Origin of the sequence: Hymenobacter sp. (assembly GCF_036387835.1) — a bacterium.
In the GTDB taxonomy this organism is placed as follows: domain Bacteria; phylum Bacteroidota; class Bacteroidia; order Cytophagales; family Hymenobacteraceae; genus Hymenobacter.
Genome location: NZ_DASVSY010000084.1, coordinates 1 through 16,557, shown reverse-complemented (window position 1 = coordinate 16,557; position 16,557 = coordinate 1). Strand labels below are relative to the sequence as shown.

7 protein-coding genes are annotated in these 16,557 nt (G+C 57.1%); 6 read left to right on the top strand and 1 reads right to left on the bottom strand.

Annotated features, from left to right (window positions below; all coding sequences use genetic code 11):
* Nucleotides 1-25 precede the first annotated feature (25 nt).
* From ygiD to VF639_RS16760, 6 genes are all read left to right on the top strand, one after another.
* On the top strand, nt 26-859 hold the full coding sequence (ygiD, locus tag VF639_RS16785; protein WP_331147085.1) for a 4,5-DOPA-extradiol-dioxygenase: 834 nt from the start codon (nt 26-28) through the stop codon (nt 857-859).
* A 782-nt stretch (nt 860-1,641) separates the two neighbouring features.
* Nucleotides 1,642-7,539 carry an Ig-like domain-containing protein gene (locus VF639_RS16780; protein WP_331147084.1) on the top strand — a complete coding sequence of 1,966 codons (5,898 nt, stop codon included), beginning with the start codon at nt 1,642-1,644 and terminating at the stop codon, nt 7,537-7,539.
* A gap of 311 nt (nt 7,540-7,850) precedes the next feature.
* Nucleotides 7,851-8,939, top strand: coding sequence for an acetamidase/formamidase family protein (locus VF639_RS16775; RefSeq protein ID WP_331147083.1), 1,089 nt, complete (start codon nt 7,851-7,853; stop codon nt 8,937-8,939).
* A gap of 225 nt (nt 8,940-9,164) precedes the next feature.
* Nucleotides 9,165-11,618 carry a M1 family aminopeptidase gene (locus VF639_RS16770; protein ID WP_331147082.1) on the top strand — a complete coding sequence of 818 codons (2,454 nt, stop codon included), beginning with the start codon at nt 9,165-9,167 and terminating at the stop codon, nt 11,616-11,618.
* Between the two features lie 369 nt (nt 11,619-11,987).
* The gene (locus tag VF639_RS16765; protein WP_331147081.1) at nt 11,988-14,663 is read left to right on the top strand and encodes an MGH1-like glycoside hydrolase domain-containing protein; all 2,676 of its coding nucleotides are present in this window, start codon (nt 11,988-11,990) and stop codon (nt 14,661-14,663) included.
* Nucleotides 14,664-14,749: 86 nt separating this feature from the next.
* Nucleotides 14,750-15,454, top strand: coding sequence for a dienelactone hydrolase family protein (locus VF639_RS16760; protein WP_331147080.1), 705 nt, complete (start codon nt 14,750-14,752; stop codon nt 15,452-15,454).
* 168 nt (nt 15,455-15,622) lie between these two features.
* Here the strand turns inward: VF639_RS16760 and VF639_RS16755 are convergent, their stop codons facing one another.
* Complete coding sequence (locus VF639_RS16755; RefSeq protein ID WP_331147079.1) at nt 15,623-16,057, bottom strand: BLUF domain-containing protein; 435 nt, start codon at nt 16,055-16,057, stop codon at nt 15,623-15,625.
* Nucleotides 16,058-16,557 lie beyond the last annotated feature (500 nt).

Genomic DNA, 16,557 nt, shown 5'->3' with positions numbered 1-16,557 from the left:
GACCGTATTAATCGTTGCTCTCGCTATGAACTCTCTGCAAGATTTTCATGCTGCTGCCAACAGCTTTCAAAAAACAGCGAAAATGCCTGTGCTCTTCGTTGGACATGGCTCGCCGATGAACGCACTGGCCGATAACCCATTCACGCAAATGCTGCACCAGTTAGGCCGCAGCATCCGCAACGCGCAGCCGCCGCGCGCCGTGCTCGTCGTGTCGGCGCACTGGCTCACGCGGGGTACCTTTGTAGCCGTAAACGAGCGGCCCGAAACCATCCACGACTTCGGCGGCTTCCCCCAGGAACTGTTCGATATGCAGTATTCCGCCCCCGGCGCCCCCGATGTAGCCCAGGAAGTACTAGCGGCTCTGCCCGATGCGCACCCCACCGACGAGTGGGGCCTCGACCACGGCACCTGGACGGTGCTGCACCACCTGTTTCCGGAGGCCGATATTCCGGTGTTCCAACTTAGCATCGATTATTATAAGCCACTGACCTTTCACGCCGAACTAGCCACGCAGTTGCAGTTTCTGCGCCGTCGCGGCGTGCTCATCGTGGGCAGCGGCAACATTGTGCACAACCTGCGCCAAAGCATGCCCAAGTTCATGAACGACGATGCTACGCCTTACGCCTGGGCACAGGAGTTCGATGAGTGGGCGAAGGCAAAAATCAATCAGCGCGACTTGCTGGCGTTAACACATTACCAGCAGGCCGGCGCCAGCGGCTCCCTAGCCGTACCCACTCCCGATCATTACATTCCCATGCTCTATAGCTTAGCCCTGGCCGAGCCGAGCGATGATATTCGCCACGCGTACGAGGAAGTAAGTTTCGGTGGTATGAGCATGCGCACATTTGTAGTGGGGTAGGAAACAAGGTACTTGTAGAGTAGCGGGGCGTAACCAAAGTACAGTTGTAGACCTAGCAGGAAGCGCAGCTGAGAAGGTACGCCATGATAAAAAAGTCATAAATGACTCGCCCGTACCAGTATTACATCCTCTGCCGTGTGTTGTTCATTCTACTTGAACTAAATTATTTCCGTTTTATAGAGTAGTCCTACTTTAATAAGAGCGCTAGTTGCGGTCATTGTATCCTTGTGGCAAACAGGATTCCGAAATCGGGCTAGGCAGTCAATACAATTATATGTTGTGAAGTGCTAGGAATAACCACTGATAACGGTTCAACCATTTTTTATATAAAGTCTCTTTTTGAAAGATCTAGCTAATAGCTTTTTAAGCGTATTTGGGCCGATAAGACCTGATGTATTTCCTATAAGTAGGATTAGCTTAAGATCGGATTTATTATAGTTATGTTAATTATCGAGCATGTGCAATTAATTGAAATAGTTACACTGTAGATTGGATATGCCCTAGAGCAGCATTGTACATTCTGTCTAAGAATGAGCCAAAGCAGAACAGTGCAATCTATTTCGGGAATAATTGACCTATTTAGGGAAAATTAGAATAAAATTTAGAATAACAGGAAGAGCAAAAGTATCTTCGTGACAGGGTGCCTCCTATAAAATCAACGGTTTTGTTTCCAACGTTCTTTCCTGGCTACAAATTATTTATCAGGAAAGTACAATAAGGTGCTAAATCGAAGTATCGACTAGAGGCTAAATGTGCTGTAGATTCCTTAATTGTACCTTCTGATGAAAACAAATTTACGCATCGTGCTAGGGTTGCTCGCTTGGCTAGGGCTAACACAAGCAAAAGTTCAGGCGCAATGCCCGGCTGGTGCTACTACCACACTCGACTTTGCCAGCCGAAACGGAGAGGATTGGGACATAACTACGGCCCCGAATCCAACTAATCCTACGGCTAGTAATGTGGGTGGCACGCCCACCGATGTTGCCGGCGGCAACTACATGTCAGGAACCAGCAGCCCCGATAGTTATTTGCAAGTAAGATTCCAGGGGATACTTTTCCCGGAGTCCCGGTTGCTGGACTATAGCACCTTGGAGTGGTTTACAGACTACACATCGGCGGCTGTTACCAAAAGCTCTTCCTCTACTTTCGCTTTTAGCCGGCCGCTGTTCAACTACAGCATCACTCTGCAGGATATTGACCGGGCGGGAGGGATGATTCCTGGGTTTATCGACGTGGTTCGCTTGGATGGCTATGACGTAAATGGCAACATCGTTAACCTGCCCCCCAGCAGCTTCACTTATAGTACAACTTACCAGTCGGTGACTGGCAACACTGTAACGGGGGGCGCCGATATTGACAATAACAGCAACACTACGGGGACCGTGACGGTGACTTTCCCGGTTGCCATAACTAAGCTGGTGGTGACCTACAGCAATGGCACAACTATAACCAATCCTAGCCAGCAAGTCATTGGCATCAGCAAGATGACTTGGTGCAAGGTGCAGCCAGTAGCCAACAACGACTCGCGTGATGTGCCGCTAAACACGGCCGTTAACGGTAACGTGGTACTCAATGACTACGACGACGAGCAGAATTCCTTCACGGTTTCGTTGCTGAGCAGCCCTAGCCACGGCACCGTTACGCTGAATTCGGGCGGCACTTACCGCTACACCCCCACCACTAGCTACACCGGCCCCGACAGCTTCACATACCGCATCTGCAACAGCACCACCGGCAACACGAGTTTGTGTTCGGGCACGGCTACCGTGAACCTGCGCGTGTATAGCACCAACACGGCCTGTACCTCGGCCTCGGGCTCTAACCTGCTAGCCAATGCGGACTTCAACGCGGGCAACATGGGATTCTCAACTACCTACCGCTACGTGTCAACGCCGTACGCAAACAACGACCCTGAAACGGGCGTGTATCCGGAAGGAACCTACACGGTAGCGGCCACAGCACAGCCTTATCAGCCTTCTTTCCGGGGCACCGGGCACACGCCAGGAATTGCCAACGACAAGTTTCTGATTGTCAACGGGGCCTTGGCCATCCGCACGCTGTACGCCCAAACCGTAACTGTACAGCCCAATCGGTATTATACCTTCTCGGCCTTTTTCAACAACCTGCTGCCCCCTGGCTCTAATGGTGGTGCTCCGGAGATAGGGTTCGTTATCAATGGCGAGTCGGTATCGGGCACAATACGGGCCGAAGAAACTCCTGATGCCTGGTTTTCTTTCTCGGACATTTGGTTTTCGGGCAACAATACCTCGGCCACCTTTGAAATTCGGAATGTAAGCACGGTAGTAGGGGGCAACGACCTCGCCGTTGATGATGTGTACTTCGGCTCCTGCAACCTGGCGCCTACGGCCGTGGCCGACGCGGGTACTACCACCCGCAACGTGGCTGTTTCATTGAATGTACTAGCCAACGATATTGATACTGACAGCAACAACCTGTTTGGTACCACGACTATTGATGTAGATCCTACCCAAGCCGGAATTCAAAGCACCCGCGTTGTAGCGGGTCAGGGTAACTTCACCGTGGATATCAACACGGGCACTGTGACTTTCACTCCGGAAGCTGGTTTTGTGGGTACGGCCGTTACGTCGTACGTGGCGCAGGACGGCAATGGGGCTCCCACTAATCCGGCCAGCATTGTGGTAACGGTGCAGCAGCCCGCGGCCGACTTGGTAGTGACCGTAACGGCCCCAGCCAACAACGCCTCGGTCGTAGCCGGCAGCCCCGTTACGTTTACGGTGCAAACCACCAACAACGGGACCATCACGGCCGGCAACGTAGCGGCTACCTTGCAACTGCCCGCTGGCCTGACCGGCGCGGGCACCGGTGGAGCCCTGGTGTTTTCGAACGGGGGTTCTTACAACAACCAGACTGGGGTGGTTACTTTCCCGGTAGTCAATACATTGGCCGGCGGCAGCACCGCCACTAACAGCGTGACGTTCAACGCCCCCGGCACTGGGTCGTTTACGGGTGCCGCCAATGTAGCTGCCAATACCCCCGACTTAAACAGCGCCGACAATACGACCAGCATAACAGTAAACGTGACGCCGGCTTTCGATCTGACCACGGCCATCAGCAGCCCGGCTACGGCCGGGGCAAGTACTCCGATTACATTTAGTGTCATTACGCGCAACTTGGGGCCATCCTTGGCAATTGGAGTGGTACAAACCGTGGCCTTGCCCGGTAAGCAAACCCGCCTGTTTATTTCCAACCAAGGCACGTACACCTACAATGCCGGTACCAACTCGACGCTGGTAACTTTCCCGGCCTTGGACCTACCCGCTGGCCAGAGCCGCAACAACACCATCAGCCTGCAAGCGCCGGCCGGCGGCACGTTCACGGCTACGGCTACCGTGCCTGCTTTGAGCGGCGAAAGCACCCCAGGCAACAACAGCGCCACGGCTTCCACGGTGCTCAGCGACGCCAGCAGTACGCCCGCCAACGTGTACACCACGTTCACAACTACCAGCAATGGTGTTCCGGTAGCCAACGTAGCAGCCGGTACGCCCCTGACATTTACCCTTACGGCCGGCAATGCCGGAGCCGGCGCGGCCTCCGACGTGCGCCCACGTATGTCACTGCCGGCGGGCCTTGATCCCACCACGCTCACTATTTCCAGCGGTGGTAGCTACGACCCCACCACGGGAGTTGTTAGTTGGTCGACGCCGTTAAGTTTGGCAAGTGGCGCTACCAGTATTCAGACGGTGCAGCTGCGAGCCCCCAGTTTCGGGCCGCTGCTAGCCTACGCCAGCACCAGCACGGCCACCCCCGATCCCGTACCCGCCGACAATGGTACGGCCGTACTGCTCACTATTAACCCGGCAACCGACGTGGTAACGACCATAACGGGACCGGCCACGGCTACGGCCGGGCAACGGCTAACGTACACCGTCACGACCGTCAACAACGGCTCGGTGCCCGCGGTTAACGTGCAGCAGTTTGTACGCGTGCCTCCGGCCGTTGCCAACCTGTCCTACACCAATAATGTACTGTCCAATTCGGTGGGTAGCCTGGACGTGCAGCCTACCCAGGCATTGCTGGCTTATCCAGTTATCAGTTCGCTAGCTCCCGGCCAGTCGGTAACCAACACGGTAACGTTCGACGCTCCGGCCACCCCGACGTTCCCGACGACTGCCTACGCCATCACCACCACGCCCGACAACACGCCCGCCAACAACACCAGTACCGTTTCGGTAGCCACTACTGCCGCCTCGGATGTGGTTGCCAGCATTTCCGGCGCGGCTACGGCCGTAAACGGTACGCCAGTGGTGTATTCTGTTGATGTACGGAACACCGGCACCTCGCCGGCGGCCAGCGTAAGTACCCTGGTTTATTTGCCGGTTGATTTAACCACCGTGGTAGTACGGGATGCCGCCGGTGTGCTCATCAGCAACGCCTACAACGCCGCCACTGGCGTGGTAACGCTACCCACGCTCACCAACATGCCGGTGGGAGCCAGTGGGGCCAGCTTCAACACTATTACGTTCACTGCCCCTGATGCTGCGGCCATTAACGCCACGGTGGTAGCGGCCACCACCACGGCCACCAACGACCTGAGCCGCGTCAACAACGCTGCTACGGCTACTACCAGCGTGGTACGCGCTGGTGCTACCGTGGTGGATATGACTACCACCATTCGGGCCAATGTAACGACCCAGGCAACCGGGCAACCTATCACGTTCACCGTCACGGCCACCAACAACGGTCCGGCCGCTGCCACTTCGGTGGTGCAGCGAGTAGCCCTGCGCGCGGGCCTCGACCCCGCTACGCTTACTATCTTGAACGGTGGTAGCTACGACCCGGCTACCGGTATCGTGAGCTGGCTGTATGCGGCGCAAGCCGTGGGTAGCAGCAATGCCATCACGAATACGATTCAGGTGACGGCCCCCGGTACAGGCCCGCTGACAGCCGTAGCCAGCGTGGGCTCCGACAACAGCGACGGGAGTGCTGCGGGGAACACCGACGTGGTGAGCGTGGCGATTACTCCCACGCTCAACCTGCGGGCTATTGTGCGGGGACCTAGTACGCAAGCTTCGCCATTGATCGGGTCAGTGGTGGCCGGACAGCCGGTGACGTATCTGTTGCGGGCCACCAACGATGGCCCCTCACCCGCGCAAGGAGTAAGTTTTTCGGCGCAGATTCCGGCAGGCCTCGACCCAACTACCGTGGTTGTTTCGGGCGGTGGCACGTATGCCGCAGGTACAGGAGTGGTGAGCTTCCCAGCCATCGGAACGCTGCAAGCCAGCCAAGATGTGTCGGCAGCTTATACAATCACTTTCCCGGCGCCGGAGAGTATAGCTTCGTATCCGGTAACGGCAACCGTAACCTCGAGCAGCACCCAAACCAGTACGGCCGACGACACCCAAACCTACACCACCAATCTGGCTAATTTGGTGCCGGTGGCCAATACCTTCGTCAACAGCCTGACTGCGCCCGACGGCAACACCGCTGATTCGTACCTGCGCCTCTCGCCGCTTAGTGCCCGCGACGCCGATGGAGCCATTGCCTCGTTCACTATTACGGCCGTACCCGCTGCCAATACGCAGGGCACGCTCTACTTCAGTGCCGATGGCACCACGTTCACGACGGTAGCCGCCGGTCGTTCTGTGCCGGCGGCGGATGCCGATAAGCTGTACTTCCGGCCGTACAGCAATACTGCCGACCCCCTCAATATTAATGGCCAGAACTTCGTGGGCAATGCTTCTTTCAGCTACACGGCCACCGACAGCGCTCCTACGCCGGCTACGTCGGCGGTGGCAACCTACGTGCTGCCGGTCGGGCAAGACAACATGGCGGTGTACACGGCGGCTCCCGCCAAAGGCGGGGATAACCCGTACCAAGAAGGCGACGAACTAACGAGTGCCTTCGACGTAAATGGCGGCGAGTACAGCGCTACCACGGTGATTGACAACGGTATCCGCTCCGCCGCGCTGACCAGCACCAGCAACCTCTTGCCCCCGGGTACGCTGCTCGAAGCCGCCACCGGCCGTATCAAGGTAGCCAACCGCCTACTGCTGACCGCCGGTACTTACACCGTAACCGTGGCCACCACCGACGAGCTTGGCGGTGTCAGCACCCAGCCCGTGACCTTTGTGGTAGGGGCCCGCCCGCTGCCGGTAACGCTGGTTAGCTTTGAAGCCGTAGCCAAAGGCAACAACGCGCAATTAACCTGGATTACGGCCACCGAGAAAAACAACGCCGGTTTTGAAGTGGAGCGCTCTGTTGATGGTTCCCGCTTCGAAAAAGTAGGTTCGGTCGCGGGTCGTGGCAGCAGTACCAGCCGCCAGGAGTATAGCTTTACCGATGTAAAGGCGGCTACTCTGGCCAATATGCTTTACTACCGCCTCAAGCAGGTGGATGTGGATGGTACTGCCAGCTACACGCCCGTGCAGATTGTGCGCTTCAACGCCTCTAAAGCCGGTCTGGAACTGACGCTGTACCCAAACCCCGCCACCGACGAGTTGCACCTCACCCTGACCACCGCCATTCAGCAAGGCCAGGCCACCGTGTATTCCATCACCGGGGCGCGGGTGCTGACCAAAACGCTAGATTCTTCCCTCGGTACCACCCTCGACGTACAGGCACTACCTAAGGGCACGTACCTCTTGAAAGTAACCGGCGAGAATGGCGTGAGTGCAACCCGCCGCTTCGTGAAGAACTAAAACCGTTTGATGCTTGGTTGGAAGCCTCGTTGGGTGGGTTGAACACTAAGCCCGATTATTGAAACCCTACCGCCAAAGCCGCCACCTAATTGGGTGGCGGCTTTTTCGTTGGGAACAGTTGGCCGCGGCATCGTTACCACAACGGCTCAGCAAACGAATTGCCACCTTGAAATACTGCGCTAAAGGCTCTGCAAGCCGACGCAGTGCGCTATACCAAACCGTGGCGACTTGGAATTTTTTAGTGAGTAGCGCGGGGGCATTCGGCCATTGGGTGCTAGCTTGGGGCTGTACTATTGCTCCTGCCTCACACCATGGCTTGCCAATTCCTTGCAAAAGCGCTTTCTACACTTTTGGTCGCGGTGGCCGTGTTGCCTGTTGCCAGCGGACAAGCCCTGCCGTCAGCTAGCAACGCGCAATCCGGCAAGCCCATTACGCACCAACTCAAACCTACCCCTACCACGGTAGCATGGGGCTTTTATGATGCCGCTGCCAAGCCAGTGCTGCGCATTAAGTCCGGCGACAAAGTGGAAGTGCAAACGCTCATCACGTCGAGCCCGACGCGGCTGGAAGGGGCCGGGCTGCCACCGGAACAGGTCGAGCAGTCGTTGCGCGACATTCACAAGGATGTCACCAACAAAGGCCCAGGCGGACATATTCTGACCGGCCCTATCTACGTGGAAGGTGCCGAGCCCGGCGACGTGCTGGAAGTGCGCATCCGGAAAGTGGACTTGGCCATTGCGTATGCCTACAACGCCTTCGGACCCACCAGCGGCTTCCTGCCCGAAGACTTCGGCTACGCCAAAATGCGCATCATTCCGCTCGACAAAAAACGCATGCTGGCCCGGTTTGCACCCGGTATCGAGATTCCGCTGCGGCCGTTTTTCGGTAGCATGGGCGTCGCGCCACCGCCTGCTGCCGGCCGCATCAACAGTGCCCCGCCTGGCATCCACGCCGGCAACCTCGACAACAAAGAGCTGGTAGCCGGCACCACGCTCTACATTCCGGTGCACGTGCCGGGCGCCCTGTTTGAAGTAGGCGACGGGCACGCCGGCCAGGGCAACGGCGAAGTGGACATCACCGCCCTCGAAACGTCCCTGACCGGCACATTAGAGTTTATCGTGCGCAAAGACATGCACCTGACCTGGCCCCGCGCCGAAACGCCCACCGACTACATCACCATGGGTACCGACGAGGACCTAACAAAAGCCACCAAAGTGGCGCTGCGCGAGATGATAGACTTTCTCATGAAAGAAAAGAACCTCAGCCACGACGACGCCTACATGCTCGCCAGCGTAGCCGCTAATATGGAGATTACGCAGCTGGTAGACGGCACCAAGGGCGTGCACAGCATGATCCCCAAGAAAATCTTCACCGGGAAAGCTACGGTTGACAAGAAATAAAGCAGCATCGGTACAGCCGAGGCGGTTTCAGACAATTCGAAGGGCCACTTCCTGCTCGCCCAATCTATTGCTTGATCCTCAAGGCCCGTTGGGCCTAAGCAGGCCCGTTGGGCCTAAGCAGGCCTGGTGGGCTTAGAGGTGAGGGTGGCCGTTTGGTTGTGGTTAGGCAACCTTTCGCACAACTCCCTCATCTACCTGCCCAAGTCTCTATACCTTGTGCTCTCGATGCGAAACCTGTTCCTGCTACTATCCTTCGCTGCCACCACGGCGGCCGTTCAACAACCTGCCACTGGCTACCGAACCACCCCGCGCAAGGTCAACGACCTGGTACACACCAAGCTCGATGTGCGCTTCGACTACGCCAAGCGCTACCTCTACGGCAAAGAGTGGGTCACGCTCAAGCCCCATGGCTACCCCACCGATTCGTTGCGGCTCGATGCTAAGGGTATGGATATCAAGGCGGTGACGTTGGTGAATGGGGAGCAGCAGCAGCAGCTTAAGTTCAACTACGACCAAAGCAACCTGCGCGTAAACCTCGGCAAATCCGTGGCGCCGGGTACCGCTTATACTATTTACATCGAGTACACCGCCAAGCCCGACGAGTTGAAGCTGAAAGGCAGCGCCGCAATTGGCGGCGCCAAGGGTCTGTACTTCATCAACCCCGACAGTGCAGAAAAAGGCAAGCCTGTGCAGATCTGGACGCAGGGCGAGACAGAGTCTAATTCGGCCTGGTTCCCGACCATCGACAAGCCCAACCAGAAGACGACTTCCGAAATCAGTTTGACGGTGCCGGCCAAGTATGTCACGCTCAGCAACGGGGCGCTGGTCAGCCAGAAGCCGGCGGGCCCCGGCCTGCGCACCGATACCTGGAAGATGGATCTGCCGCATGCGCCTTACCTGTTTATGATGGCCGTCGGCGACTTCCGCATCACCAAGGACACTTGGCGCGGCAAGGAAGTGAGCTACTACCTCGAACCGCAATACGCAACGCAGGCCCGGCAGATTTTCGGCAAAACGCCCCGGATGCTGGAGTTTTTTTCGCAGCGCCTCGGCGTGGATTTTCCCTGGAACAAGTACGCCCAGGTGGTGGCGCGCGAGTACGTAAGCGGAGCCATGGAAAACACGACGGCCTCTTTGTTTGGGGAGCAGGCTCAGGGCACGGCCCGCGAACTGCTGGATTGGGAATATGCCGGCGTGGAGCGCGAAATAGCCCACGAACTATTTCACCACTGGTTTGGCGACTACGTGACAGCCGAAAGCTGGAGCAACCTGACCATGAACGAATCGTTTGCCAACTTTAGCGAGGTGCTGTGGGCCGAACACGAGTACGGTGCCGATGCCGCCGAGGCGCAAGGCGACCAAAGTTTGCGCACCTACTTCCGTGACCCAGCCAATTACACCAAGCCGCTGGTGCGCTTCCAGTACGCCGACAAGGAGGACCTGTTCGATGCCGTATCATATCGAAAAGGCGGCAACATTCTGAATATGCTGCGGTACTATCTTGGTGAAGAGGTGTTTTTCCAAGGCCTGCAACGCTACCTAAAGCAGAACGCCTTCGGCATTGGCGAGCCGCATCAGCTGCGGCTGGCGCTGGAAGAAGTGTCGGGCCAGGATTTGAACTGGTTTTTCAACCAGTGGTATTATCGTGCCGGCCACCCTGTCGTCACGATTGATTACAGCTGGGACGCCGCCAAAAAGGTGCAAGCCGTGACGGTGAAGCAGACCCAGTCCGGTGAACCGTTCCGCCTGCCTTTTGCCATCGATTACTACCTAAATGGCAAGCCCCAGCGCCAGCGCGTGACCATGACTGAAGCCAGCCAGACTTTCACGATGCCGCTGGCCAGTAAACCTGAATTGGTGAACGTGGACGCTGAAAAGGTCTTGGTTTGGCAGAAACAAGACAACAAGCCCTTGCCCGACTACGCCTACCAGTATCGCCGCGCCCCCCGCTACCTCGACCGGCGCGAGGCCCTGAGCGCCGCCAAAGTAAAACTACCCGACGCGCAGGCGCAGAAAATCCTGCTAGCTGGCCTTAGCGATGCTTCTCCCGCCTTGCGCGGCATGGCCATTGAACTGCTCGACCTTGAAAACCCTACTCTGCGCAAAGCGGCCGACCCGGTGCTGGCTCGTTTGGCCGCCACCGATTCGGCAGTGCAGGTGCGGGCGGCGGCACTCACGGCGCTAGGTACGCTGAAGGAAAAGCGCTACGCGAAACTGTTTGGGCAGGCGCTGGCAAGCAAGTCGTACCGGGTGCAAGGGGCGGCGCTGCAGGGGTTATTGCCGCTGGATCCGAAGCAGGCGCTGGCCCGGGCCACAGCTTTCGAGGCCGACAACAAAGGGGCCCTAACGGCGGCTTTGGTGAGCGTGTACGGCCGCACCGGGGGTATTGCGCAGTGGCCTCTGGTGCTAGCCAAGTACGATGCCGCCGAGCCGCCGACCCGCTTCAACATGCTGTCTGGCCTGGGTGAGCTGTTGGGCCGCCTCGAAGATCCAACGGCCCTCACCCAAGGCATCACCCGCATCAAAGACCTGACCGTGCGCTTCAAGCCCTACATCAACGCCAACCTGATTATTGGCCTGCTGCGCCAGATACAGCAACAGCAGGCAAGTCGCCCGAATGCCGCCCATGTCGCCGCGCTAGTTGAGCAGGCCGTAGCCGAAATACAGGCGGCCAAATAGGAGGGAGCTGCAGCTTGTTAACTTAAGTTGCGGGCCAGCCGCGTAGCGGCGAAAGGTTTGTAGTCTCAAGCTACGCAGGATGTTAAGCTGCTTTAGATTCAGTCTGCCATACTATCAAAGGGCACCTGTTTCATCTGAGTAACTCCGCTTAAGCTGATACCAGACTTAGGGAAGCCTACCTCAAATGGCAGGCAATGTCGAGAGAATTCCTTCGCAATTCGGGCTCTAACAACGAAATATTCAGTTGAAACAAGTAGCCGGATTTAAGCCGCCTACGCGTCCTGTACCCCTTTATTCCAGTCTGTAAATTCAAGCTCGACCGAACGCCTTGCGCTGTGTCCCGTACCTTTGGGCTCAGGATTACTTCTTATGACGCAGGAACAGTTACGTTTGGCGGACGATAATACGCACCATACTTTTTGGAAACAGTTCGGACCTTACCTCACAGAACGACAGTGGGGCACGGTTCGGGAAGACTACAGCGCGGAGGGCAACGCCTGGGGGTGCATCAGCCACGATATGGCCCGCAGCTACGCCTACCGCTGGGGCGAAGAAGGTCTAGCCGGCATTTCCGACGACCAGCAGCTCTTATGCTTCTCGGTGGGCCTCTGGAACGGGCACGACCACATTATTAAGGAGCGGCTGTTCGGCCTCAACAACTACCAGGGCAACCACGGCGAGGACGTGAAGGAGCACTACTACTACCTCGATAGTACGCCCACGCACTCCTACATGAAGATGCTCTACAAGTATCCGCAGCAGGAGTTTCCCTACGAGGAGCTGATAACTGAAAATGCCCGCCGCACCCGCGAAGAGCCTGAATTTGAGCTGCTTGATACCGGTATTTTCGACGAGGGGCGCTACTTCGATGTATTTGTAGAATACGCCAAAGCCGGCCCCGACGACATTCTGATCCAGATAACGGTGCACAACCGCGGCCCCAAAACGGCCCGCCTGCAAGTGCTACCCCAGCTCTGGTTCCGCAACACCTGGAACTGGGGCTACGACAGCTACCGGCCGCAAATGCGTCAGTCCAAGCCCGGCACGGTGCAGATAGAGCATAAAGCGCTAGGCAGTTATCAGCTGTATTGCGACCAGGACCCGGACCTGCTTTTCTGCGAAAACACCACCAACGGAGCCAAGCTTTATGGTTTGCCCGCCGAAGGCCAGCACTTCAAAGACGGCATTAACGACTACGTAGCCGAGGGCAAAGCCAACGCCCTCAACGCCGAGCAGCAAGGCACGAAAGTGGCCGCGCAGTACAAGTTGCGAGTGGCGCCCGGCTTGACGCGGGTGGTGCGGCTGCGGCTAAGCGCCCCCAACCACGAAGCACCTTTCGCCGATTTCAATGAGATTTTCGAGACCCGCCGCCACGAGGCCGACGAGTTTTACGACTGCCTCCAGGAAAACCTGACCAGCCCCGATGCCCGCAACGTGCAGCGCCAAGCTTTTGCGGGCATGCTCTGGAGCAAGCAGTTCTACTACTACGATGTAACCCAATGGCTCGACGGCGACCCGGCCATGGTCATGCCCCCACCCGAGCGGCGCAAAGGCCGCAACCGGCACTGGAAGCACCTCCACAACCAGGACATCATCTCGATGCCCGACAAGTGGGAGTATCCGTGGTATGCTGCCTGGGACTTGGCTTTCCACTGCATTCCGCTGGCCATGGTGGATGCCGAATTTGCCAAAAAGCAATTGCGCCTTCTCACCCGCGACTCCTACATGCACCCGAGCGGCCAACTGCCAGCCTACGAGTGGAACCTAAGCGACGTGAATCCCCCCGTGCACGCTTGGGCCACTTGGCGCGTGTTTCAGATGGACAAGAAGCTGCAAGGCGGCGCAGGCGATACCTACTTTCTGGAGTCGGTGTTTCATAAGCTGGCCCTGAACTTCACGTGGTGGGTGAACCGCAAAGACCAAAGCAACCGCAACATCTTCGAGGGCGGCTTTCTAGGCCTCGACAACATCGGCGTGTTCGACCGCAGTGCGCCGCTGCCTACCGGCGGCCATATCGAGCAGTCGGATGGCACGAGCTGGATGGCCATGTTTGCGCTCAATATGATGCGTATGGCGCTGGAACTGGCCAAAACCAATTCGGTCTACCAGGAAATAGCTGGCAAGTTCTTCGAGCACTTCCTTTACATTGCCGATGCCATGACCCGCGGCGGCGACGGCGTATTCAACCTCTGGGACGAGGAAGACGAATTCTACTACGACGTGCTGCACACGCCCGACGAGGAGCGTACCAAGCTTAAAGTTCGCTCCATTGTAGGACTGATTCCGCTGTTTGCGGTGGAAGTAGTGGATCAGGAACTGCTGGATGCCATGCCCGAGTTTACGGCGCGGGCCACCTGGCTGCTCGCCAACCGCCCCCACCTGGCCAAGCTAGTGACGCGGTGGCAAGAGCCGGGCCGCGGCACCCGCCACCTGGTGGGGCTGCTGCGCCGGGAGCGGCTTACCAAGCTGCTGGTACGTATGCTCGACGAGGCTGAATTCTTATCGGAGTATGGTATTCGAGCCATGTCGCGCTACCACCACGACCACCCGTATGTGTTCAGCACCGAGGAGGCCGATTTCTCGGTGTCTTACGTACCTGGCGAGGCCGAATCCAGCATGTTCGGGGGCAACAGCAACTGGCGGGGCCCGATCTGGTTCCCTATCAACTACCTCATTATCGAGTCGTTGCAGCGGTTCCATTCCTACTACGACGACTCGTTGAAGGTGGAGTACCCCACCGGTTCTGGCAATAAGCTCAACCTCAGCGAAGTAGCCGCCGCCCTGGCCGAGCGCCTCAACAAGCTGCTGCTCAAAGATGAGCAAGGCCGCCGCCCCGCCTTCGGAGACTATGAACTGCTGCAAACGGACCCGCACTTCAAAGATTATCTGCTCTTCCACGAGTATTTCCACGGCGACGATGGCCACGGCCTGGGCGCCAACCACCAAACCGGCTGGACCGGCCTGATTGTGCGGTTGTTGCAGCAACGGGCAGGAGCAACGGCTCCTGTGGTCCAACAAAACGCTAGCTCGTCAGTTGGTGCCTAATGCTTGGTTGGTAGTGCTTGGGTTGTTATAAACAGAGTACAAGCGCTACCATCCAAGCACCAGGCACTAACAACAAACCACCAAACATGAGCTACCCCAATGCCGTGGCCCTGCAGGCTGCCGACAACACCAGCCTAAACGCTTACACTGCCTTCCCGACCACTGCTGGCCCGCACCCTGGCATCATCTTGTTGCAGGAAGCCTTTGGCGTGAACGGTCACATTCGCAACGTAGCCGACCGCTTGGCGGCGGCAGGTTACGTGGTTATTGCTCCCGAGCTGTTTCACCGCTCCGCTGCACCCGGCCTGGAAATTCCCTACAGCAACTTTGCCAGCGCCATGCCGCACTTTCAGGCCATCACGCCGGAGGGGCTGACGGCCGACTTGCAAGCGGCCTATGGCTGGCTGCAAGCGCAAGACAACGTAACCGAAAAAATTGGGAGCGTGGGGTTCTGCCTCGGGGGGCGGGTATCGTTTCTGGCCAATGCCGTGTTGCCGCTGGCCGCGGCGGTGTCGTACTACGGCGGTGGCACGCAACAGCTGAAAAACCGGGCCACCGACTTGCATGCGCCACATCTTTTCTTCTGGGGCGGCCTCGACCAGCACATCAGCAAAGCGCACATCACGGAAGTTACTGAAGCCCTGGATGCTGCCGGTAAGCCTTACATTAATACCGTCATTTCCTACGCCGACCACGGCTTCCACTACGATGAGCGACCCAGCTACAACGCCGATGCCGCCGCTGAAGCCTGGGCCATGACATTGGCGTTCTTTCAGGAGAAGCTAGGTTAAACGCAGTCGATTTCATCTAAAGAAGTGAAAGCCCCGCGGCAATTGATGTTGGAGCCCTCTTTCAGCGTCAGTTGCCCGGGGCTTTCAAGTAGTTGAAACAGGCAGCTGCGGCGACTAGGGGCTGCTGCTGCTGTAATCTTCGGCTTGTAGGCTTAGCCGGGCGTTTCGCTATCTGAATGGCACGTCGGGCGCCTGCTCGGCAAAGAGTTCAAACAAATTCCTCATCACAGCATCATGGGTGGTGGAAAATGCCCGCTCAAGTGCATGGCTGTTAGGGGCTACGTATCCGGCTAGCTCGGTAAATTTCTCGGGGGAAAGTACGTGAAAGCCCATGAGCCAAGAACTGAAATTGCGTTGCGGAATCGGTCCGTCTGCCAACTTAGTCAGGCCCCGATGCAGGCGATCCTTCTTAATATTCTCGAAAAGCAGCCGCAGAGGTGCCGCTTCGCCTTCAATCACCTGCATGAATTGGCCGTCGCTATAAAGCAGAAGGCCTGTGATATCGTTACGATGGTTGCTGGCGCGCCAACGAATAAGTAGCTCCTGCAAATAGCTGTCGGAGATAGGAGTAATAGCGGTGCTAACGTAAACAATGTGGTGCATCTGTAGTAAGTGCGGTGCCCTATAAATTATGCAATCTAACTGTCGAGATAACTCTAAAAAAGGAGCTGGGTCAGGGGTCTTTCGATGGGCCCTCATCATTCTTGATTTTCAGTTAGTTATGAAGGTTACGCGGAAATAATTAGGTATTTATCACGCAGTAATTACGTCTTTATACAATATTATCCGTATTTATCGATATTGTCTATTAGTCTTAAAATTTCATCCAGTTAGTCGGGAGTAAAGTCCTCCTAATACTCACTGTATTTTGATACCGAAGTCAGCCTGCTGTCTGAGAGTGAAAAGAGAAAAAGGAGAGCACAAGCCATCCTTTTACAAATACAGACAACGTGAGGCAGTTATCAGGGCAAACGCATGAAGCTTACGCAAGGAGTTGTTTGAGGTAGTCAATGTCGTAGGCGGCCTTCACGCGCCGTTTTGCCAGACTTAACCCGTCGCGTTGCTGGGTGAGCACTTGCAGGGTGAGTTTACGGAGGGTGGCC